Source organism: Paraglaciecola sp., from assembly GCF_051252315.1.
In the GTDB taxonomy this organism is placed as follows: domain Bacteria; phylum Pseudomonadota; class Gammaproteobacteria; order Enterobacterales; family Alteromonadaceae; genus Paraglaciecola.
Genome location: NZ_JBPOFP010000043.1, coordinates 13,209 through 35,959 on the forward strand (window position 1 = coordinate 13,209; position 22,751 = coordinate 35,959).

At 37.9% G+C, this 22,751-nt stretch carries 20 protein-coding genes; 6 read left to right on the plus strand and 14 right to left on the minus strand.

Going from position 1 to position 22,751, the window contains the following annotated elements:
- Positions 1-39 precede the first annotated feature (39 nt).
- Positions 40-1,530 carry an MFS transporter gene (locus ACSHXM_RS10430; protein ID WP_435688721.1) on the plus strand — a complete coding sequence of 497 codons (1,491 nt, stop codon included), beginning with the start codon at positions 40-42 and terminating at the stop codon, positions 1,528-1,530.
- 14 nt (positions 1,531-1,544) lie between these two features.
- The gene (locus ACSHXM_RS10435; RefSeq protein ID WP_435688700.1) at positions 1,545-3,251 is read left to right on the plus strand and encodes an alpha-amylase family glycosyl hydrolase; all 1,707 of its coding nucleotides are present in this window, start codon (positions 1,545-1,547) and stop codon (positions 3,249-3,251) included.
- Between the two features lie 109 nt (positions 3,252-3,360).
- Here the strand turns inward: ACSHXM_RS10435 and ACSHXM_RS10440 are convergent, their stop codons facing one another.
- The 5 genes from ACSHXM_RS10440 to ACSHXM_RS10460 form a co-directional block, all read right to left on the minus strand.
- Complete coding sequence (locus ACSHXM_RS10440) at positions 3,361-3,813, minus strand: DUF6174 domain-containing protein (RefSeq protein WP_435688701.1); 453 nt, start codon at positions 3,811-3,813, stop codon at positions 3,361-3,363.
- Positions 3,814-3,917: 104 nt separating this feature from the next.
- Entirely contained in the window at positions 3,918-4,373 is a 456-nt protein-coding gene (locus tag ACSHXM_RS10445) for a hypothetical protein (RefSeq protein ID WP_435688702.1), read from the minus strand.
- A gap of 138 nt (positions 4,374-4,511) precedes the next feature.
- Positions 4,512-4,892, minus strand: coding sequence for a hypothetical protein (locus ACSHXM_RS10450; RefSeq protein WP_435688703.1), 381 nt, complete (start codon positions 4,890-4,892; stop codon positions 4,512-4,514).
- A 66-nt stretch (positions 4,893-4,958) separates the two neighbouring features.
- Positions 4,959-5,354 (minus strand): hypothetical protein, encoded by a 396-nt coding sequence (locus tag ACSHXM_RS10455; protein ID WP_435688704.1) that lies wholly within the window; start codon positions 5,352-5,354, stop codon positions 4,959-4,961.
- A 46-nt stretch (positions 5,355-5,400) separates the two neighbouring features.
- Positions 5,401-6,402 carry a hypothetical protein gene (locus ACSHXM_RS10460; RefSeq protein ID WP_435688705.1) on the minus strand — a complete coding sequence of 334 codons (1,002 nt, stop codon included), beginning with the start codon at positions 6,400-6,402 and terminating at the stop codon, positions 5,401-5,403.
- Positions 6,403-6,567: 165 nt separating this feature from the next.
- Here ACSHXM_RS10460 and ACSHXM_RS10465 point away from each other — a divergent pair, with 165 nt between their 5' ends.
- A complete protein-coding gene (locus ACSHXM_RS10465) occupies positions 6,568-6,816 on the plus strand; it encodes a hypothetical protein (RefSeq protein ID WP_435688706.1) in 249 nt (82 codons plus the stop codon).
- A 274-nt stretch (positions 6,817-7,090) separates the two neighbouring features.
- Here the strand turns inward: ACSHXM_RS10465 and ACSHXM_RS10470 are convergent, their stop codons facing one another.
- Entirely contained in the window at positions 7,091-8,119 is a 1,029-nt protein-coding gene (locus tag ACSHXM_RS10470) for a LacI family DNA-binding transcriptional regulator (RefSeq protein ID WP_435688707.1), read from the minus strand.
- A gap of 167 nt (positions 8,120-8,286) precedes the next feature.
- Here ACSHXM_RS10470 and ACSHXM_RS10475 point away from each other — a divergent pair, with 167 nt between their 5' ends.
- A complete protein-coding gene (locus tag ACSHXM_RS10475) occupies positions 8,287-8,724 on the plus strand; it encodes an NIPSNAP family protein (protein ID WP_435688708.1) in 438 nt (145 codons plus the stop codon).
- 3 nt (positions 8,725-8,727) lie between these two features.
- Complete coding sequence (locus ACSHXM_RS10480; RefSeq protein WP_435688709.1) at positions 8,728-9,462, plus strand: substrate-binding periplasmic protein; 735 nt, start codon at positions 8,728-8,730, stop codon at positions 9,460-9,462.
- Between the two features lie 96 nt (positions 9,463-9,558).
- On the opposite strand, the gene ACSHXM_RS10485 is transcribed toward ACSHXM_RS10480, so the two are convergent.
- From ACSHXM_RS10485 to tsaA, 7 genes are all read right to left on the minus strand, one after another.
- Positions 9,559-12,660: an efflux RND transporter permease subunit gene (locus ACSHXM_RS10485; protein ID WP_435688710.1), complete on the minus strand. Its 3,102-nt coding sequence runs from the start codon at positions 12,658-12,660 to the stop codon at positions 9,559-9,561.
- Between the two features lie 14 nt (positions 12,661-12,674).
- Positions 12,675-13,781: an efflux RND transporter periplasmic adaptor subunit gene (locus ACSHXM_RS10490; protein WP_435688711.1), complete on the minus strand. Its 1,107-nt coding sequence runs from the start codon at positions 13,779-13,781 to the stop codon at positions 12,675-12,677.
- A gap of 9 nt (positions 13,782-13,790) precedes the next feature.
- Positions 13,791-14,516: a TetR/AcrR family transcriptional regulator gene (locus tag ACSHXM_RS10495; RefSeq protein ID WP_435688712.1), complete on the minus strand. Its 726-nt coding sequence runs from the start codon at positions 14,514-14,516 to the stop codon at positions 13,791-13,793.
- Positions 14,517-14,744: 228 nt separating this feature from the next.
- Positions 14,745-15,875, minus strand: coding sequence for a patatin-like phospholipase family protein (locus tag ACSHXM_RS10500; RefSeq protein WP_435688713.1), 1,131 nt, complete (start codon positions 15,873-15,875; stop codon positions 14,745-14,747).
- Positions 15,876-15,887: 12 nt separating this feature from the next.
- Complete coding sequence (locus tag ACSHXM_RS10505) at positions 15,888-16,727, minus strand: MBL fold metallo-hydrolase (RefSeq protein WP_435688714.1); 840 nt, start codon at positions 16,725-16,727, stop codon at positions 15,888-15,890.
- A gap of 174 nt (positions 16,728-16,901) precedes the next feature.
- On the minus strand, positions 16,902-18,617 hold the full coding sequence (locus ACSHXM_RS10510) for a proline--tRNA ligase (RefSeq protein ID WP_435688715.1): 1,716 nt from the start codon (positions 18,615-18,617) through the stop codon (positions 16,902-16,904).
- Positions 18,618-18,704: 87 nt separating this feature from the next.
- A complete protein-coding gene (tsaA, locus tag ACSHXM_RS10515; protein WP_435688716.1) occupies positions 18,705-19,409 on the minus strand; it encodes a tRNA (N6-threonylcarbamoyladenosine(37)-N6)-methyltransferase TrmO in 705 nt (234 codons plus the stop codon).
- 160 nt (positions 19,410-19,569) lie between these two features.
- Here tsaA and serB point away from each other — a divergent pair, with 160 nt between their 5' ends.
- Complete coding sequence (gene serB, locus ACSHXM_RS10520; RefSeq protein ID WP_435688717.1) at positions 19,570-20,598, plus strand: phosphoserine phosphatase SerB; 1,029 nt, start codon at positions 19,570-19,572, stop codon at positions 20,596-20,598.
- Between the two features lie 49 nt (positions 20,599-20,647).
- Here serB and ACSHXM_RS10525 read toward each other — a convergent pair.
- The coding region (locus ACSHXM_RS10525) for a PilZ domain-containing protein (RefSeq protein ID WP_435688718.1) at positions 20,648-22,751 on the minus strand (2,104 nt) is incomplete at its 5' end.

Genomic DNA, 22,751 nt, shown 5'->3' on the forward strand with positions numbered 1-22,751 from the left:
TATTTTACTTTTTCGATAACAAAACATAAACAAAGAGAAATGTTAATGAACGAAAAACCGCAGTTATCTTTTTGGCAAATCTGGAATATGTGTTTTGGATTTTTGGGAATTCAATTTGGTTTCGCTTTACAAAATGCCAATGTGAGTCGTATTTTTGAGTCATTGGGCGCTGATATCGATCAAATTCCTTTGTTGTGGATTGCGGCTCCTGTTACTGGATTAATTGTTCAACCTATTATTGGTTACATGAGTGACAATACATGGGGAAGGCTAGGCAGGCGCCGACCTTTCTTTTTAATCGGAGCCGTACTGGCGTCAATTTCTTTAGTGTTTATGCCTAACTCACCAACCTTATGGATTGCTGCAGGTATGTTGTGGGTGTTAGACGCATCCATCAATATTTCTATGGAACCCTTTAGAGCTTTTGTTGGTGACAACTTAAATGAGAAACAAAGACCCCTTGGTTATGCCATGCAAAGTTTATTTATCGGGGTTGGTGCTGTCGTTGCGTCTGCATTGCCTTGGATAATGACCAATTGGTTTGATGTGAGTAATGAGGCTCCTGTGGGAGAAATTGCTGACTCTGTTAAATATGCATTCTATTGGGGGGCCTTAGTTTTATTAGTCGCAGTGGGATGGACTACATTTCGTAGTACAGAATATTCACCTGAAGAACTTGCTAGTTTTGAAAAAAATTCAGATAAAAACTCTGATGTTGAGCAACTTAATAATGCAAAATTTGCTATGCCGTCAGTTGGTTTTTTATTGGTAGGTTTGATCTTTACTCTTGCTATATATTTAGCGGGTTGGGAAAAGCAGTTATATATTTTATCTATTGGTTTAGTCGTGACAGGTTTGTGTTTCTTTGTTGCTAAGTCATTGATAGGTAGTGGTAAAAATGAAAATGGTTTTGCCATTGTCATGCACGATTTATTAAACATGCCGTCTACAATGAAACAACTTGCGGTTGTGCAGTTTTTTAGTTGGTTCGCTTTATTTGCAATGTGGATTTATACCACATCAGCAGTGACAAGGTTTCACTTCGGTAGCCTAGAAGCTAATGACGCTGCTTATAACCAAGGAGCCGATTGGGCAGGGGTGTTATTTGCTGCTTATAACGGGTTTGCTGCCATCGCAGCGATATTTATTCCTAAAATGGTTAGTACGTTCGGTATTCGAATGGCTCACACCATCAACCTTTGTTTAGGGGCTTTGGGCTTCTTAAGTTTTACCATGATCAGTGACCCGAATTTACTATTAATCTCTATGGTTGGAGTAGGGTTTGCTTGGGCGTCAATATTGTCGCTACCTTACTCAATGTTATCGAACAGTCTACCCAGTAACAAAATGGGCGTGTTCATGGGGATATTTAATTTCTTTATCGTTATCCCACAAATACTTGCCGCAAGTTTATTAGGATTAGTTTTGAATCTATTCAATGCAGATCCAATTCACGCCTTTTATATCGCTACAATTAGTTTTGTTATTGCAGGCGTATTTACTTTGAAAACTCGAATTCAATCAGCTTAAAGAGAATAAAAATAATGAATATAGCTAAAATAAGCTTATTAAGTTTGTGTTGCAGTTTGGCATTGTCTAGCTGCCACCCTGAAGGGGGTAACCAAACTCAAAAGTCAGCGCCAGTTACTGCAAATAAAGCAAAAACCGAATATTTTGGTACGCAAAATAGTTTTGCTAAAGAATCAGTTTATTTCTTGATGACCGACAGGTTTGTGGATGGCGATCCTAGTAATAATTATGTTGAACAAGGCGGGGAATATCCTACTTTTAATCGCGAGTTGGTGAACCCAGAAGGAAAACAAAACGCAAATGTTGGATACATGGGTGGGGATTTTAAAGGGATAATGGATAACATTAGTTATCTAACTGATATGGGTTTTTCCGCGTTATGGATTACGCCTATAGTAGATAATCCGGATATGGCTTTTAATGGCGGTGAAAAAATAGAATTTGCCGGTCAATTTAAGGATGGTGGAAAAACGGGATATCATGGTTATTGGGGAGTGAATTTTTTCGTAGAAGATGAGCACCTGATTTCAGAAAATATAAATTATAAACAGTTGAACCAAAGCTTGAAGCAAAATGGCATCAAACCTGTGATGGATATTGTGCTCAATCACGGTTCTCCTTCGTATACCATGGATGATGATTTACCTAAATTTGGTGAAATTTATGATAAAAATAATGTTCTGGTTGCTGACCATCAAAATATTCATCCAACAGAATTAGACCCAAATAACCCGCTACATAGTTTTTTCTATCAAAAACCTGATTTGGCTCAGTTATCTGACATGAATGCAGATAATCCTGCAGTGTTGGATTATTTCGTTGAAGCGTATTTATACTGGATAGAACAAGGCGCTGAGGCCTTTAGAATAGATACTATTCGTCATATGCCCCATCATTTATGGAAACGCTTTAGTGATCGCATACGGGAAAAACATCCAGACTTTTTTATGTTTGGTGAAAGTTTTGAATATGAAGCTACAAAAGTTGCGCAGCATACCTTGCCTAAAAATGGCGAAATTAGCGTCCTAGACTTTCCTGGACAAAGAGCTATGACTCAGTTGTTCGAAAACAAAGAAGCCAGTTATGCGGATATTCAATCATACCTGCACTTAACGCACGGTCCATATCATAACCCGTATGACTTAATGACATTTTATGATAACCACGATATGGCGCGAATGAATACGGATGATAAAGGCTTTATCAATGCCAATAATTGGTTGTTTACCAGCCGTGGTATTCCTGTGGTGTATTACGGCTCTGAAATTGGCTTTATGGCCGGATTAAAAGAACATGAAGGTAACCGTAATTATTATGGACAAGAGAATATAGAAAAGGCCTCACAACATATTATTTATGAAAACCTAAAACGAGTTAACTTAGTTAGGCAGGCTACCCCAGCCCTGCAGCGTGGTTTACAAGTTAACTTAGACTTTACCCAAGACACGGCTAGTTTTTTACGAGTGTTAGAAGATAAAAGCCAAACTCAAACTGCCTTGGTATTGCTGAATAAATCTGATCAAGAAAAGACCATTAAATTGAATAAATGGATTTCAAATGGTATATGGCACAGTCAGTTAAATCAGCAATCCCATACTGTAGAGCAAGGGGTGTTAGAAATAAATGTTCCGCCTAATGGGGTTGAAGTCTTGGTGCTTAATCAGAAAAACAATGATACGGATTTATATACCGAGTTGGATAATTTGATGGAGAATAAATAAAGTCAGGTTAAGCAAAGTGGGGCAGGCGTAATGATTCGCCCAAAAACATAACAAGTTTTAATGTATCCAAGCCAACTTGTTGGAAGAACAAGATTGGCTTGTTATGTTTTTATATAAATGAACTTAGAGTAATTGAATTACCATCACATGGTTCTGCACTTACATCAGTTTTATAATTAATTGGGTAACCAAAATATTCATCAAATAAAGGCACTTCTTTAATATCCTCAATTGAATTAAATATGTCGTTATAAATTTCATTGATAGTCGGATAACTGTTAGCGCTAATATCCAAGTTAATTCCGAGTTCGGGAACATAAAGATTTGTGACAGTATTATTTTCAACGGTAATTTCTGCAGGAGGAAACGGATCTGCTGTAGGACAATCAGTAGGTGCTGAATAATAAGTAAATGTATAAGTAGTAATATTTGAAGCTTCCCATTTCCCTTGGTTAGTTTTGATTAAATTTACCAATACTGCCGTTGAATCATCCTGAGAAATATCACCGCAAGAAAAAAGTAAGAAACAACTAAGTGTGCCAATTAATAATTTGAAATACATATACGTTCCTTGTTGAAAATATAACGCGCGCAGCAACGAGCAAACTTGAAGCGCAGCCTAAAGTTGTCCAGTCGCAGGCTCCATTGACCGTTTTGTTAGGCATTTTATACGCTCATAATTCCGTCATAGAAGTTGTTGCGATGCTCTTCCCTGTATTTTGGCTTGAGAACAACTGTATAAAACTCTATAGCCCCATTGTAATGCAATTCAAAGCTTACAGTTATTGGTTTGTAGTCTGACTCAATATTTGAGACTACTGCCGCATACCAAGATGTTTTAGATTCTTCTTCGTAAGCAAAAGATTTCTTAGTTTTACCAAGCTCATTTGCTTTGTAATAACTTACAGGTGCCGAACTCGTTTCTACTGAAATAACTTTTATCATTATTTCTTGATCCGCCTTATCAGGTGTAATGAATCCAATTCTAATTCTGTATGGGGAAGTTAATTCTGTAATCTCTGGTTCTTTGCTTACCTCATTCCATGTGCCAGAAACAGAAACTTCTATTGTTCCAAATTTGCTTTCTAAGTCGACTCCCTCGTACTCATACATTTTATACAAATGAGTACAGCTCGATAAAAAAATAATGATATGAATAATATGATCTTCTTCATAGGTACCTAACGCTTAACATATGGGGATTTTACGAGTGTTTTTGGCCGAAGGCCAACGAGTAAAATTCCCACCATGATGTTTTTGTTAGCACTCAATTGCATATTTCCAATTATCTCTATTGGCATAAAAAACCCAAGTTAATTTTTGAGGGACAAGAAACAACTCTAGTATTTCAGTAGATTTCTGAAATTCAAGAAATGACTCAATAGTGAATTGAAAAGAATAACTCAAACGTTTGGATTCTCCTGACTTATGGTAAGTCCGCTCGAAAGTTTCGAAAGCCCAAACTGGTTCAGCATTTTTAAATTCGGGAGTGTCAGAAAACAAATTTGTAAATGCAGCTAAATCTAACCATTGTTCAGTTTGAGAATTTAAGCCTTTAAGAATTTTCCATGAACCATCTCGAAGGTACAAATCATCCTTGAGTGAGGTATCAATAATGGAATCCAGGCTTAAAAAATTCACAGTTCTATCCTTGAGTGCTAACGCCCGAACAGCTTGTGGAGTCAAATTTAATGCGCTTGTTAGTATTCAATTTAAATCTGCCTTTGTTCCCATTCTCGTTACCCATCCCAGCTCACTCATGCATTCATTGACGGCTTCATCGAAATTCATAGATTCTAAGTAAGGTAGCACTTCTTCTTTTAGCTCTTCATCGACGCAGCGTTTTCCACTTTCAATTGCATTAACAGCAGCCGTTTCTAAAGCTTCATCAGCCTCTTTCAAATAATCTTCAATCTTATCGAGACCTGTAACGACTTCGCCATTTATAATCAATCCGCCAGATTTAACTTTTTTAGCACATTGCTTTTTGTCAGCTTGATAATTATCGGAACCGTTAGCGTTGTCATCCATAAGGTAAAGCCTAAAACTGCCCTTTTCTGGGTGAGTAATTACGAGAAATGGACCTTGGGCTTTCATCTTCATCGACTACTTCCTTACACATCGGAGACTTTGAATACTAACGCTCAAATCAATTGTTCGAAGTACGAGAATCGATTTGCATTTTTTTGTTAAGTGAATTTTTATCGAGAAACCACTCAATAGATTCTTTGACTGAACGAGGAAACCAAGTACTGACTCTTGGATCCATGAAATCTCCTCCTAACGCCACTTCCTCACCAGATGCATCCTTTAGATATTCAGAAAGAGCTATCGTACATTTGTAATTAAGTTGGTCAAGCATTATGACCGCCATAACTTTCGCAATATCACTACCATCTCCCTTAGTAACAAATGAAGCCAATTTAGATTCTTTGTCATTGCTATCTGATACAGCTAAAGCACGTACGGCTCCAATTTCAGTGTGAAAAAACTTACTTTTAATAAATGGCAATAAAATTGATTCTTGTATAGCGTATTTAATTAAGTATGTTGTTTCTAAAGCAACATGTTGCTCGAAAAATAAATCGAAGTCATCTTTGCTTGCAGTAGGAGAAAGAATTGAGACTCGTTTTTCTAAAGGCTTCAAAATATATTTACTAATTGTAGAGTCTGCACATGAAGCGCCCTTTATGGCATCAAAAATACACTTCTGAGTAGCCTCATATGTATCTACTTCAACCTGTGCTTTATGTAATGAATGCCTATATGTAGATGCAACAGTACCATTCTCTTGTATTTCGGAATATCCAGCAGTTGGAGTTGCTATTTTATATTGTTCGTCTTTTTTGAGAAGATATATATAGGCATGCTGGCCTTTTTTTAACCAAAATTCATGTTCATCTGAACCTGTAGATGTCGAAGCTACGTTATATAGATAGTAACCATCGACAACTATATTATCTTCTGGCTTTTCGCCAACAATATGTTTAATTAATCTTAGTTTAAGCATGTTGTTTGAATTTTTCATTACTTCAAACAATGAGAAACTATTTGCCCCTTTAACAACTTGATCATGCCATGGTTCATCCCAAGTATGTGCAAAAGCATTAATGTTTAGCAAAGCAAATGAAATTAATAATACTATTCTCACAGATTTTCCTTTATTCATTTAACAATTTATTAGACGTCATAACGTCATGTTTAAACACGACATTATGTCGCATCTTATGCAGGTCATATTTTTACACTACCTTTACGTTCTTCATTTATAATCGTTTTCTTATGGTGACGCAAAGAGTACTTGGAGAAATACCTTTTGTGCGAAGCACATGCTTTTTGTTTTTCTCGCATCTATGTTCGCCAATTAACTAGTAAATTTGGTGGGGCAAATGGCATGGATAGCCAATTGAGTTCGTCCTCGTCGGGAACGACTACAAACGACCCACTAAATTTGCCTGATAATTGGATGAAGAACATAATTTTGCGAGCGGCTTCTTTTACAAAATACATCCGTGTATTTTTCCCTACGGGCCAACCTACGGTTGTTCAAATTAATTCCCTATGAATTTGTGTTTATTTTTCTTAGCTTTTGACTCATTTTTACTGGATAAAAATAGAACAGCTTTAGCTGGCCTATAGGTAAAGTGCATGGACGTACTTTATAACAAAAGTAAATCGAGCCGCGGGACGCGGCTTGAAAAATAGCCATGGATGGCGGTGAGCACAGTGAATGCTTTGTTTTGATACTCAAGATAGCTTGAGGCATTAGGGGAATTTATTCTCAAAAATCAGTACTAGCTTTGCTAGGTTACTCGTCTCGAATAATTACCGCGTAATCGTTAATTGCTGCTACTACAAGACTCTCTCACTATCAACTTAGCAGGAATCAAGCTTGAACTCACTTCTTGGTTGTGAATCGTTTTTATTAAAGACTCAACCAATATATCCGCTGCCAATTTGGTATTTTGTTGCATTGTGGTGAGTTTAGGGGTGGTGAGATGGGCAACCGAAATATCATCGAACCCAGCTAAAGCGATTTGTTCTGGCACTTTAATATTCTGTTCTTGAAATGCATTTAACGCACCAACGGCTATCATATCGGAAGCACAAAAAGCGACGTCTGGTAGTGCCCCTTGTGCAATCAATTGTTTGGCAGCAGCATAACCTGAGTCTTCACTTGAGATAGCATCGATTTGATTGTTTGGGTTGATAGCTAAATTAGCTTCTTTTATAGCTTGGCAATGTCCTTTATATCTTTCAAAAAATTCAGGACAATGTTCGTCAGCACCACCCAAAAAAGCAAAGGTTTTATGGCCTTGTGCAATTAAATGTTGGGTCATATCATACCCGCCTTTAAAGTTGTCACAACCAAAGGAAATACCTGTTTGACCCTTTTCATTAGCACCGTAGCGAACAAAATGGGTTTCTTGTTCTGTGAGTTGTTTTAACTTACTTTCATAGTCTACATAGTCACCATAACCGAGCAAAATTAGCCCATCTGCCTTGGAGGCATCTTCGTAATCTGCGTGCCAATCTTCACTCAATTGTTGAAACGACACCAAAAGGTCATAGCCGTTTTTTGCTGCAGCACGTGTAATGCAACCTAACATTGATAGGAAAAAAGGATTGATCATTGAATCGTCTGAAGTGGGATCTTCAAATAAGAGTAAGGCTAGGGTACCAGTGTGTTGTGAGCGTAAATTACTGGCATTCTTGTCTACTTTGTAATTCAGTTCTTTAGCTAATGCCTGTACTTTTTTGCGTGTTTCTTCATTGACTAAAGGGCTATTTCTTAACGCTCTAGACACAGTTGATTGAGATACACCAGCTTGATAGGCAATGTCTAACGAGGTTGCTTTTGTCTTCACGTAGTTAGGACCCTAGTAAAAGTTATAAAAATGCTAACACATGTCATGCAATGGGGGAACAACAGACTGACTAAGTTAACTGCTTGCGTTTTATTGGCTAGTAATTATCGCACTTTGGCGTAGTATTTAGTCAGTGTAGTCTTATGTTTTTACTCTAGGAGATGATTTTGATTAATTATAAAAATATTATAGGCCGTTTGGGGTTATCCGTTACTTTTTGTCTTTGGGCGGCTTCATTAAATGCAGCTCATCACGGAGAAGAAAAAGCGTCAGATAAAGTGTATGAAATGCGTACCTATTACACACACGAAGGTAAACTAGATGATTTGAAAAAACGCTTTAGAGATCATACTGATGGTATTTTTAAACGACTTGGCATGAAGTCTATTGCGTACTGGACACCTACAGCGACACCTGGATCTAAGAACACATTAATTTATATTCTTGAACATGACAGCGAAGCGGATGCCAAAAAGAATTGGCAAATTTTTATTAAAGATCCAGAATGGAAAAAGGCCTACAAAGCTTCCAAAGTTAATGGTCCTTTGGTGAAAAAAATAGATGTAGTGTTTATGCATACAACAGACTTTTCTGCACCGTTGTAACAGATGTCTAGCAAATCATTTATTGCTTTAACGATATTAATTTTTGTTGTATTAGATCCTGTTAGTGCAAATACTTTAATCGTAAGTGTAGGCAAAAATAAACCTCCCTATGTGATTGAAAAAGGTAACACTGGATTTGAAGTAGATGTCTTACGTCATGTTTTTCAATTAATGGATCAAGCAGTTGAATTTACATATTTTGATTATGGTCGAGGAGCTGGGATCCTAGATGTTAGAGAGATTGACGCGGTGGCAAGCGTTAATCAGGACGTTTATCCAGACGCTTCTAAGCTGACAGATAGTTATATTGAATATCATAATGTTGCTATTTCTCTGGCAGATAATAATTTAGTCATTAATCGGCCAGCTGATTTAGCTCAATATTCTGTGATTAGTTTTCCACTTGCTGATTTAGTGTTAGGTGATGAGTTTTCTTTGGCTATGGCTAAAAGCCCTATGTTTAGGAAAACGTTTGATCATAATAAACATCCAGAGATGTTGATTAGAAATCGAGTCGACGTAGTGGTTATGGAAAAACAAATATTTAAGTATTACTTAGGTCAAACACAATGGAAAAATGCTTTAGATAAGATAGTGATACACCCAGTATTTCCGGTTAATCGTTATAGCGTAGCATTTAAAAATAAAGCCTATGTTTCATCTTTTAATAAAGCTTTGCAATCATTTTTAACCTCGTCAGATTATCAGGGGCTTAAATACAAATACGGATTTGATTAATACCAATCTGTATTGGAATAACACTTTATGACAGCAATCAATATGGTTTACACCAGACTAGTGCAAACCATATAAACTCGCTGTTTTTGTATTACCTTAATTGTTAGTCGATGGAATTAGAGGTGTATCTTGGCTTGTTTCTAATTGGTCAAAGTCTTTAATTGGCTTGTGAGTTTGGGCAAATAGTACGTAAACATTAGGTAATACGTACAAGGTAAAGAAGGTACCTAGCAACATTCCTGCGACTAAAATCAATCCAATGCTGTTTCTAGCCTCTGCCCCAGCACCGGTTACTATCATCAATGGAAAGTGCCCAAGTACTGTCGCTGCGGTGGTCATTAAAATAGGGCGTAGTCTTGAAGTCGCAGCCCCAGTTATTGCGTCTAATTTGTTGTAACCATCAAGTTGTAATTCTTTTGCAAATTCAACAATTAATATACCGTTTTTTGCGACAAGCCCCACTAAGGTAATCAAACCAATTTGTGAATAGATATTTACCGTAGTCAAACCTAGGAAAGGAAATAACATGGCACCGGCTAACGCTAATGGGACCGAACCCAGTAATACAACCAATGGATCTCGTAAGCTGTTGAATTGAATAGCTAAGACAAAATATACAAAAATTAATGCGACTCCTAATATACCCATTAGGCTATTGCCACCTTTACGAATTTGTCTGGATTCGCCAGCATAATCAATATTGTAATAGTCAGGCATGATGTTGCGTGCTATATCCTCTAACGCAGTTAACGCCTGTTCTTTAGTGCTAGACGGTAGAATACCACCGTAAATCTTAAAGGAGTTTTGTTGAGTAAATCGAGTTAACGAGCGAGGTGCTGTAATTTTTTCTAGCTTGGCAATGGCAGATAAAGGAATGAGCTCACCGCTCGGCGTGGTCAATTGTAAGTCTAGTAACGCTTCTGGGGTACTACGATCTTGACCTTTAACCATTGGAATCACTTTGTAAGCGCGTCCTTCTAAGTTAAATCGATTGACGTAGTTACCTGAAAGTAACATGGACATTTGTCTATTGACTTCGCTTAGGTTTAAACCTAAATCAGCAACACGCTCTCTATCTAATACTAAACGTGCTTGAGGTAAATCTATTTTTAAATCGGAATCGGCAAACATGAAATGTCCACTACCAAAAGCAGCGCCGACAATTTGATTGGCATACTCAATCATTTTTTCTGGTGAGTCAGTAGAAGTGATTATGAGTTCTACGTCGAAATTGCCCGCTGTAGGTAGGGCCGGCGGCAATACAGGCAACGCTTTAATACCGGGAATAGAAGACACACTACCGTAAACTTCACCAATTTTATCAGACATACTGAAATCCCGTTGGTCACTAGGCACAAAGTCTACGCCACCAAATCCACCGGTTGGCATAACGATTTGCCACATCTCTTTGCCACCTTCGATAGACAATAGGTTATCGACTATTTGATTCATGTTTTTATCTGTGTAGGCCAAAGAAGACTCAGGAGGTGACTGAGCGATAATAATAATCGTGCTTTGATCTTCGGTTGGGGCTAATTCTTTTTTAGAAGACATATAAAATGGAATGGTGAGCAAACTAATAAAAATAGCAGCAGCAATTAGCTGAGAGCGCCAAGCTAACGCAAACTTAAGCTGGCCTGCGTATATGTTTTCTAATTTTGTAAATTGGTGGTTGACCCACTGAGTGGTTTTGCTTTCTTTTCCACCCTCAGGAGAAAGGTAAGCACTCATTATTGGAGAAAGTGTTAAGGCCACAACCCCTGAAAATAATACTGCTATGGCTAGAGTAAAAACAAACTCTTTAAATAACATACCGGTTAAGCCTGACATAAAGCCAATTGGGGCGTAAACGGCAGCTAAGGTAATGGTCATGCCTATAATTGGAGTGAGTAATTGCCGAGAGCTTTTAAGCGCAGCTGGCACTCTTCCCATGCCTTCTCGCATGTACTTGGCTACGTTTTCAACAACAACAATCGCATCATCTACCACTAGGCCTACTGACAATACGATAGCCAGAATGGTTAAAAGATTTAACGAAAATCCCATTAGCGACATGGTGGCTAATGCACCCAAAATTGAAATCGGGATAGTGATAAGTGGCACTATGGCGCTTCTAAAAGATCCCATTAACATCAATATTACGATACCCACTAAAATGACGGTTTCGGCTAACGTAGTAAAAATTTCAGTAATGGCGTCGCGCATGTATAAAGTCGCATCGTACGCTACGGTAATTTTAGTCTCGCCTTTTAAAGTCGGGTTAATTTTTGCGATCTGTTTGTATAATTCGTCACCAATTGCCATTTCATTTGCGCCTGGTAAAGGCCAAACTGAAATATAGATTGATTGACGGTTATTAAACTTCGCGTTTAATTCGCCTTCTGATTCTGCCAGTTCTACATTGGCAATATCGCCAATAGTGATACTGCTGCCATCGATATTTTTTATCACCAAACGAGCAAAATCTTGTTCGGTTTTCATTAGGGTATTGGCAATTAAATCTATTCTTTGTTTATCGTTTTTACTCTGGCCTATAGTAGCAGCGACATTGTTGTTTATGAGTGCATTTCTGACATCAAGAGAGCTTAAATTAAAGGCTGCGAGTTTAATGGGATCGATCCAAATTCGCATGGCAGGTGAACGACCACCTTCAAGCCCTACTTTTTGCACCCCTTTGATAGTAGATAATATGGGATTGACTTGATTGGTTAAATAATCAGTGAGTTGTTCACGAGACATGTTCTTTGAGTTTACATCTAAATAAAAACTCGCATGTGGTCGGTCGGCTCGTTTGACAGATACCGCGGGATCTTCCGCACCTTGTGGAAGTTCGAATTTAATTTGACCTAAGCGTGTAGATAATTCGGCTAAAGCTAAAGTACTATTTTCATTAAGCTCTAAGAATAAAGTAACAGTGCTGCTACCTGCAACTGAGTTTGACTCTATGTAATCAATGCCAGGAACAGAAGAAGCTGCGCGTTCAATAGGTTCGGTGACAAATCCTTGTATTTCTTTAGCTGAGGCGCCCACATAAAAAGTACGAATCTCGATAGAAGAACTTTCGATTTGTGGGTATTGTAAAATAGGCAATTTTGCTGCGGCCAATAACCCCACTAATACAATCACCATGGATAAGACTATAGCCAAAACAGGTTTTGTGACAAACATGTCCATTACGCTTTTTTTCATATGTTGCATAATTTAGTTCCAGTTTAGTTAGCAGCTTGTTCTAAGGTTGCTTGCGGGGTGAAAGTCACTAACATATCGGGTCTTAGTTTAAAGGCGCCAATACTCACGATGAGATCGTTCATGGCTAAACCTGATAAGACGACTGTGTTTTCTCCGTGCTCGTCACCTAAATCAATCTCTTGTCGTTTAGCGCGGTAGTTTTTATTGTCCTTAGCCGGGGTTAATACATAGACATAGTTGGTAAATTGATCCCTCATAATTGCTGAGGTAGGAATTTTGAGCGCTTCTGTGGGCTCTGAAGTCGGTGCTAAAACACTGACCACAGTACCTGGTTTAAACAATTGTTTGTTATTTTCGATTTGGGCTCTGAAAGTTAAGCTACGTGCTGCTTTATTTAGCAATGTATTCTGCGCAACTATTTTGCCCTTAATAGTTTGTTCTGAATAAGGTGCTTGAATGAGCACATCGCTGTGTTTGTTTATATTGGCGTATTGTTGGGGCAATTTGAAATCGACCCAGATTTTCTCGTCAATGCCGACTAGGGTGTTAATTTCGCTATTGGCCGAAAGGTACTGTCCCACCTCTAGAGTGTGTAACCCTGTAATAGCATCAAATGGCGCTTTAATCGTTTTTTTGTTTATCAAACTTGTCACGGCTTGAACTTCAGCTTGTTTAATCGTGACTTGAATACGTGCTTTGTCATAGTTATCTTGACTAACTATTTTTTGTTGATACAACTTTTTATTTCGGCGTAACTCTATTTCGGCTAGTTCCAACGCTGCTTTTGCATTTACTAATCTTGCTTGTTCTTCACTTACGTCTAATTGAACTAAAGTTTGACCTGCAGAAACTTGTCCTCCAGAAGGTAGATTGAGAGAAATAATCGAGCCTTCTAACTCGTTGCGTAAGGTAATGGTGCGAAGTGCTACAACTTCACCTAACGCTTTGGTTTTTGGTGACCATAAGGTTGAACTGACTTTAATTGCTTCTACCATTTCAGGAAATTCTGGTGGGGTTTGACCGACAGATGCATTACTTTGTTTTTGATTAATGTAAAACAAAGCAGTGGCAAGTATGCCGCATGTGAAAACGGTAATACTCCAGCGAAGTAATGGGCTGGTATTTTTCATGTTATGTCCTTAACGTAAATCTAATATTTGTAATGCATGAATTGCTTTTTGAATGCCTTCGTCCGTTAGCGGCGACTGCCAATTATAAGCGTTGATATAAGTTTTTATTGTTTGAATTTGTAAACTGCTGTGATCGAGTAATTCGTTATCAGGGGTAAAATGTCCAAATAATTGTTTGCCTCGTAATTGTTTGTTGACGTGAGTAAAGCCTACTGAAATAGCCCACAATCCTAAGGTAAATTTGTTAACGTAATCAGTGTCATTTTTAGGGACGATTATTTCACCTGATGCGACTGCTTTATCAATGCAACCTCTGCATTCACCGTCTACACAGTTATCAGCGGCATAAAACTTGTTTTTCCAAACTTCTGAACCACAACTCAAAATGGCATCGTTTGTAATCAACATTTCTAGGTGAGAGGCAAAAGGAAACAAGTTTGCTTTCGACTTATCAACCAAGTTAAGTGCAATATAGCGTTCTGGCGTGGTGAGATTTAGTTGATATATTGCTGCAAAATTTCTTTTCAACTGCTTAAAATGAGCCGTCGCTAACGCTAATAATACGTCTTCTTTAGATTGCACGTGTTTATACACTGAGCCCATAGACATGCCTGCTTTTTGGGCTATGTCAGACATTTTAAACCCAAGCAGCGAGCTTTCCGTTATAGCGGAAATCGCAGCTTGGATAATCATTTCTTCTTGTTCTTCTGGCGTAAAACGTGCTGCTGGAGACATAATTATATATTTTAAACCTGTTAAATAGACATAAATCACACAAGGTGAATATTATTCGAATGTTGTTCGAATGAGATTATCCATTTATCTACAAAAATGTCAAAGCTTGAATAGGGAAGGGTTAAATAAATATGTTACTAAATTTTAATAAAGACGATAAGGAGTGAAAATGATTGAATTTTTATAGGTTGAACTAAAAGAAAGTTGATGTGTATAAGGTTATCGAGATTATATCGACAAAAAGTTTCTTAACTCTTCTTGTCTGGCTAAGCCATCTTGCATACCTAACGCGATAAGTTCTCGGCAAAACTCTTTTTCAAACAACAGGTAACTTAGCAAACTTGTGTCAGCTTTATCATGTAGACCTAACATACGTAAAAGGATTTTTATTCCAGCTGGCATTCTATGAAAATGTTTAGCGGCCATTTCGTTAAAATTAACACTGGGATTAATCACTAAACAATCTATGGTTTTTAGATCCGTTAATTGCCTTTGTTTGTGAGTCATATGGGCGATGGTATTGTTAATGCGCTCTAAACGTTCTAAATCAGATTTTAGCGTATCGGCAAAAATGGTATCTAATAGATGTCCCGCAATCGCAATACTATTTGGGAAACGACTCATATCCGTAAAACGAGAGACCCGCTCTGGTTGTTCAACCCCAATCACTAATATTTTTTCAGCCCCTAGATGAATGGCTGGACTAAGTGGTGATAATTGATGAACTGACCCATCCCCTAAAAATTCACCTAAAAGTTTTACCGGTGGAAATAACATGGGAATTGCTGAGGAGGCAATCAGGTGTTCAGAATTTAAGGTGCAGGGGATGCCTCTTCTTTGCTCTCTTTGCCAAGGCAGAATATCATCTTGCCCTTGATAAAAACTGATGGAGTCATGGCTGGTATAACTGGATGCGTTAATACTGATTGCCCGTAAATACCCTCGAGCTACGTTATTGTCGATTCTTTTGAAATCTAAATGACTGCGAATTAAATTTCTTAAAGGTTGGTTGTTCAATAAACTAGATGGATTTTTTTGGTTTTGTTCATTTAAAAAACTGCTTAAAAAGTTACTTGATAAGTGTTTGAATACATCTCTCACGCCACTATCGTAAACCTGACGAGTATGAAAGTTTTTCCACACCCATTCTAGTTTTCTAAGGCCTAAATGGTAACACGAAGCATAACAAGCTAAACCTGTTGCATTTATGGCGCCAGCTGAGTTTCCGCAGACTATGGGGAAGGGAATGCCCTGGTTACGAGGTAGAAATGTAGCAATTGCCTTAAGTACACCAAGCTGATACGCCGCACGAGCGCCACCTCCGGATAACAATAATGCATATTGATTTCTTTCAGACAAAAAATACTTCCTCTATAATTCGAGACTTAAGCCTTCAGCTGCAGCAAACAATTCTAAATTAGCTCCGCCAACTTCAATAACAAATTGGCAATGACTTTCAATTGCGGCAATTTGATCATCAGTACGAATATGGTCATGGCTATATAACGCCATGCGCTTGGCTCGACTTGCCATGGCGAGTTTAACTGCTTCCTCTGCGACAGAATGCCCCCAGCCCGATTTTGCTGGCATGTCTTCGATCATATATTGTGCATCGTGAATTATGAGATCAGCGTCTTTGCAAAATTCTACCCATTCTAAAAAATCAGTATTCTTTTTATAGGGAGGGTAAAGTTCGTTATCCGTGATATACACAACTTTTTTACCATCGGCTTCAATGCCAAAAGAGCTGCCGCCGCCAGGGTGATTCATGGTTAAACGGGTGATCTTGGCCTGTCCAATTTGCCAACTATCAATACTTTTTTCTAATGGTGTTATCTGGATATTAGCGGGTAAGGTTTTGTAATCCACAGGAAATACACTACCACTCATTTGAGTCAGAATAGCGTCATATTCATCAAAACTTATTTGACCAGGGGTGATGTTTATATTTCTATTTGGCTGATAAATAGGAGCAAAAAACGGAAAACCTTGAATATGATCCCAATGGTTATGTGTCAGTAACAAATGTATGTCGTTAGTTTGCTTAATGAGTTTTTGCCCCAGGTTTTTAATACCTGTTCCAGCATCGAGTATTAAGTCGGTGCCATCTTCAAGGCAAACGTGAGTACAAGCGGTATTACCACCATATTTAATAAATTCAGGTCCAGGAGCTGGGCAGGAACCACGTACACCGTAAAAGGTTATTTGCATCTATTCTCTCGTTACTGGCCATTTTCTAAATTAGGCAAAGTGATATCAATCCATGAGTTTAAACTTTACCACCAAAGAGTATCAGAATTAAGTATAAACTTAATTGTTAAGGTATGCGGTTTTTATAGATATAAAAAAAGCGTCATACGACGCTTATTTTTATTTTTAATGAAGTTATAAGTTACTGATAAATGTAGCTAACTGATTTATTTCTAGTAGTGTTTTTTCACCACTTCTACGGTTTTTATATTCGACTTTGTTTTCGTCTAGATTACGCTCACCAATGACAATAGTATGAGGTATACCCACTAATTCCATATCGTTAAACATAACCCCAGGGCGTTCTTTTCGATCATCAAATAATACTTCAATACCGGCTTCGGATAATTGTGCGTATAAGGATTCGGCAACTTCTTGGATTCGATGAGATTTATGCATATTCATTGGAATGATTGCAACTTTGAATGGCGCAATGGCGTCGGGCCAAATTATGCCATATTTATCGTGATTTTGTTCAATCGCCGCGGCGACAATTCTTGAAACACCGATACCATAACAACCCATAGTTAAGGTTTTATGTTTACCATTTTCATCTAATACACCACAGTTTAACGCTTGAGAGTATTTGTCGCCTAATTGAAATATATGACCGACTTCGATGCCTCGTTTTATTTCAAGGTTGCCTTGACCATCTGGAGAAGGGTCGCCCGCGGCTACGGTTCTAATATCTGCAACCTGATACTCACCTGCATCTTTGCCCCAATTACATCCGGTAAAGTGAAAACCAGCTTCATTCGCGCCACAGACAAAGTCAGCAACATGTGCTGCATGGCTATCAACAATTATTGGTATGGTTAAACCAATGGGGCCGATAGATCCTACTGAACACTTCAACTCATCTTGAATTTGTTGTTCTGTTGCCATTTTTAACGGTAATGATACCCCGTCAATTTTTTCTGCTTTGATTTCGTTTAATTGATGATCACCACGCAATACTAAAGCGACTAAGCCTTGGTTGCCTGCTTCGTCTGCTTCGGCAAGGACAATGAGTGTTTTTAAGGTTTTTTCACAAGAAACGTTGAGGAACGTTGACACTTCTTCAATTGTATTTTGGTCAGGTGTGGCTACTTTCTCAAGCTCTTGTGTACCAGCAGGGCAGGTACCTGTTGGAGCTAAGGTTGTAGCCATTTCTGTATTAGCTGCATAATCTGAGGCATTAGAGAATGCGATATCATCTTCACCAGACTCAGCTAATACGTGGAATTCGTGTGATGCACTTCCACCAATAGAACCTGTATCTGCGATAACTGGACGGTAATCTAATCCCATACGTTCAAATATATTGCAGTAGGCTTTAAACATGTTTTGATACGTGTCTTCAAGACTCGTTTGATCCATATGGAAAGAGTAGGCGTCTTTCATGGTGAACTCTCTACCACGCATGATGCCGAATCTTGGACGTACTTCATCACGAAACTTAGTTTGAACTTGGTAGACATTTAAAGGTAATTGTTTATAACTGCTGACTTCATTTTTAACTAAGGCAGTGACAACTTCTTCATGAGTTGGGCCTAAAACAAAATCTCTAGAATGACGATCTTTTATACGTAATAATTCAGGTCCGTACTCTTCCCATCTTCCGGACTCTTCCCATAAGTCAGCAGGTTGTACTACTGGCATGAGTATTTCTATTGAGCCCGCTTTATTCATTTCGTCACGAACAATGTCGGCCACTTTATTTAAAACTCGCAAACCAGTGGGTAGCCATGTATACAGACCAGAAGCTAATTGCCTAACCATGCCTGCTCGTAACATTAGCTGGTGGCTAATGACTTCAGCGTCTGCAGGGGTTTCTTTTTGGGTCGATAATAAATATTGGCTAGTGCGCATGGATGGTAAAGTCTCAATTAATGGTGAAAAATCGGCGGTTATTCTAACAGCAGCTCAAGCAGGGAAAAAGTGTTATTCACTTTGAGGTTAGTTTATTTTCTCCACTGAAAATACAATATTGCTATTTTCAACTACACGCCATTGAATATTAAGGTTACATAGAGTCATGCCGTATGGTTTATTTTGCTCTTTTGATGTTTGATATGCAGGGCGAGGATCTTGACTGAGAACCTCTGAAATAAGGGTTTTTAAATTGGTTTCATTATTCTGTAAATAGAGGAGTTGTTCATTCGCTTCAGCAGTATATTCAACCTGCATTAAAGTCGGTGCTGTATGGGCAAAACCTCCATTGGCTTGGGGGACACTGTCGGCATAGGGAATATAGGGCTTTATATCCAATATTGGTGTTCCGTCCAAAAGATCCATCCCCCTTACCACTAAGCTAAGTTGTTTGTTTTTTTGTTCGATAGAGACAAATTCTACTACTGACATGCCAATGTTATTGGGTCTAAATGTACTTCTGGTGGCAAACACTCCTTGTTTTTTATTTCCGCCTAATCGTGGAGGGCGAACTAAAGGAGAGTGAGGTTTATCGGCAGTTTGATGGAAGTTAAATAACAACCATAAATGACTAAATTGTTCTAACCCACGTAAATAATTAGGGTCATTAAACTCATTTTCAAAAAAAATGGTGCCTAGTGCACTAGGTACTAAACCTGGTTGTCTAGGGATCGCAAATTTTTGTTTATAGGGAGTTTGGATAATTCCAATTGGTTTAATGTGTATGGACATGACTTTTATTTGAGATTTGGAAGCAAAAACCTTGAGTTATATTCACTGATTAATTCACAGGGTTCAACATTTAACGCATAAATTTGTTTAAAACGGCATTAGCAAAAAGACATAGCATTCGATACCATTTAAACAATCAAGTTTTAAGGTATTTATCATAGTGTCAGATATTTCAGTAACAAATAAACAAGTTCAATCTCACCTTTATTTAAGACATTTAGTGCTTAAGCAAGAATTAACTGACTTTAACCTAACTGATACATCACTTACTCAAGTGGATGGTTCTAAATTTGAAAATAGTCGTTTTCAAACTTTAGTTATCTTCGCGGAAGGTTTACAACTTGCTCAATTATTACGGGTTTCAGACTGTTTAAGCAGTTATTTAGAGATTGGATATTTCTCAGTTGTGCAAGCTGAAGGTGTAGCTGGATTCTCAATTGCAGCAAAGGTATCGGTTACTAACAGTGAAGGTTTGAATTTAGCGTTGTTTGAATTAGCTGAAGAGTTAAGCATTGAGCTTTGCTTGGTTGATAAAGTCCCTTCTTTAGATGAGCCTGGCTTATTGTTAATGGATATGGACAGTACGGTTATTGCAGTGGAATGTATTGACGAAATAGCTGCTCTAGCGGGCGTTGGAAAACAAGTAGCAAGTGTGACAGCACAAGCCATGCAAGGGAAGTTGGATTTCGCTGAGAGTTTACGAACTAGGGTTGCTTGTTTAGCTGATGCTAATGAAAATATTATTCAACAAGTTCGACTTGCCTTACCTTTGATGCCTGGAATCGCTAATTTAGTCAATGTGTTAAAACAATATAATTGGAAGTTAGCCATTGCCTCTGGTGGATTTACTTATTTTGCTGATTATTTAGCGCAGCGATTAGAGCTTGATGCCGCGGTAGCTAATCAATTAGAAATTCGCGACGGGAAATTAACAGGTTTAGTTTCGGGCCGAATCATCGATGCTAATGTTAAGGCTGAAACTTTGCTTGAGCTAGCAAATAAATGGGCTATTCCTCAGTCTCAGACTATTGCTATGGGGGACGGGGCAAATGATTTAGTGATGATGAACGCAGCGGCTTTAGGTGTGGCATTTCATGCGAAGCCTATCGTCCGTCAAAAAGCTGATATTTCAATTGGTCGAGGGGCTATGGATGCGTTAATTTGGGTGTTGATTGCCGCTCAAAGGTAGTATTTTACAAACTAGTTTAAGGCTTAAACTTGAAATAAATCAGAAAAGTTTAAGCCTTAAGGATCTGTTCAATTCCCATTTGTTTTATTTTGTGTTTTTTCGGTGTTTTATGATTATTTTCAATCACTTTAGCGTCGAAGTTAAATCGTTTTAGTACCTCATCTGTCACATCAACAATGTCACCCATGGCACTCACGCTCCACAATTGCTCTTCTAATTGTTTTGCTTTGTGCAACGCATAAATACTGACGTAGTTTAATTCAGATTGCATGGTTTCAAAATCTGGTCTGCCGGTGCGAGCTAGGAATACTTTCACTGCGATAAATTGCCCGTATTGTAATGCTGTTGCTATAAATTGTCGGCGCTGTTCTGGTTTAGTAAATTGATTTGAATAATAGCTATGTACTGCTTCACTAAGCTCTTTTTTACTTGGATCAAAGGCAATAAACAGTTCTTTTACCATAGGTTTATTATTAGGTTTAATATTGGCTAATGTTTGTGGAATAAAGTCATGTCGAACTTTGGCATTTCTAAATAGGGGATAAAGGTTGCATTCCTGCTCACCGGTTTTAAATTTTAACAAATTTGATAGCCGGCTTGGCATTGACCAACTTGCACTCGCATCTGGCACAAAGTCATTGGTGTCTTTACGTAAGAAAAATGCAGTGTTCACAATATTCTGAGAGTAAATATTTCTAAGCGCTTCACCTATTCCAGGCACTTCTTCTTCATCTCTATAAGCCTTTAATTTTGAACGATTAGCTTTAATTAGGGTTTCAAAAAAACGTCTGGCTGTATTGTTTTCTTCAGTCACAAAGTTTTGTAAATGAATAACATAACCGTCTTTAGAGGTATGTTTTACCAAATAGGGTAAATCGGTTAAATCAAATTTACTGGTGACTGATTGAAGTTTTGGAAAAGTCAGTGACACTCTATTCGTGCCGTCTGGTATAAATAATTTATTCAGTTCAATTTTTAGGCCTTTGGTAGAAATATCCTCTGTTTGTCCGTTAACAATGGTATCGCCAACTTTAATAATGACCGCGGTTCGTAATAGAAACCGAGTCTCTCGTCTTTGATTAAAATATTTGAATCTGTATACGGTGACTATCGCAGGTGGTTTGTTTCTAGGGTGGCCAAAGACCTTTAACTTAGGTAATTGTTCTCTAGATATTTTGTTTTTTTGATATTGTTCTGTACTGACATCGTCAGTTATATTGGTCAATACAGCAATATACTTAAGGTTTTTTAACCGAGACATTAGTCGCGGCGAAGGTTTTTGGTTTTGCCGTTTAACTGACTCATTAATTGAGTTTGAAATTGACAATGGGCGGTAACTTTGTTCAGGATCCATTTTAGTTAATTGCATTTTATATACACGCCAGCTAGCTTTACGTGAACCGTAACCTAAGAATAGTTTTTTAAGTTGAGGTTTTGCATCTAATTCGTCATTTGTTGCTGAATAAAAATATACCTTGTCGTTTTTAATATGATTGAACACAAAAATAAATAACTCTTGGTGCCCTTTAGGTTGCGCCAAAGCTTGCTTAATACGAGCCTCTGTTAATAGATAACCGATTTTTAGGTCTTGGATTTCATTCGCCCAATATTGGATTTCTTCTCTATTACTGTCATTAGCCAAAGCATACCTAGGGATGAAATTATCCCCAACTTTATCTATGTATACTGGAATGGAGGTGAAGCTTGGTATGTAATATTGTTCGTAAGCTTTATTTTGGATTGCGTTAATTGTATTGTCTAAGTTGACCTTATAGCGGCGTTTGTTGCCGTGAATAAATTGTTTTAAAAAATTATCAAAAGGTAAATTAGGGTTGTCATCCACTCGTTTTAAGTTAAGGCGCTGAGCCTCAACCATTTGATCAATACTACCAATGACATATATCAGTCCTTGACGTTTATTAAGGGAATATTCTTTTTCTAGACCTCGAAATTGAATGGTTAATCTTTCGCCTACTTTAAATAGGTGTTCTTTACTGGCTTTAACCTTTAGCCCATTAACAGATATATCTATCGTGTTGGCTTGTAAACTTTTATTCTGATTAGTAAATATTTCAATATTGACAGAATAGTTCATTCGCTCTTCATCTCGTTGAGCAAAATTGCCGAATTTAATAAGAGGGGCTAAGTAACTT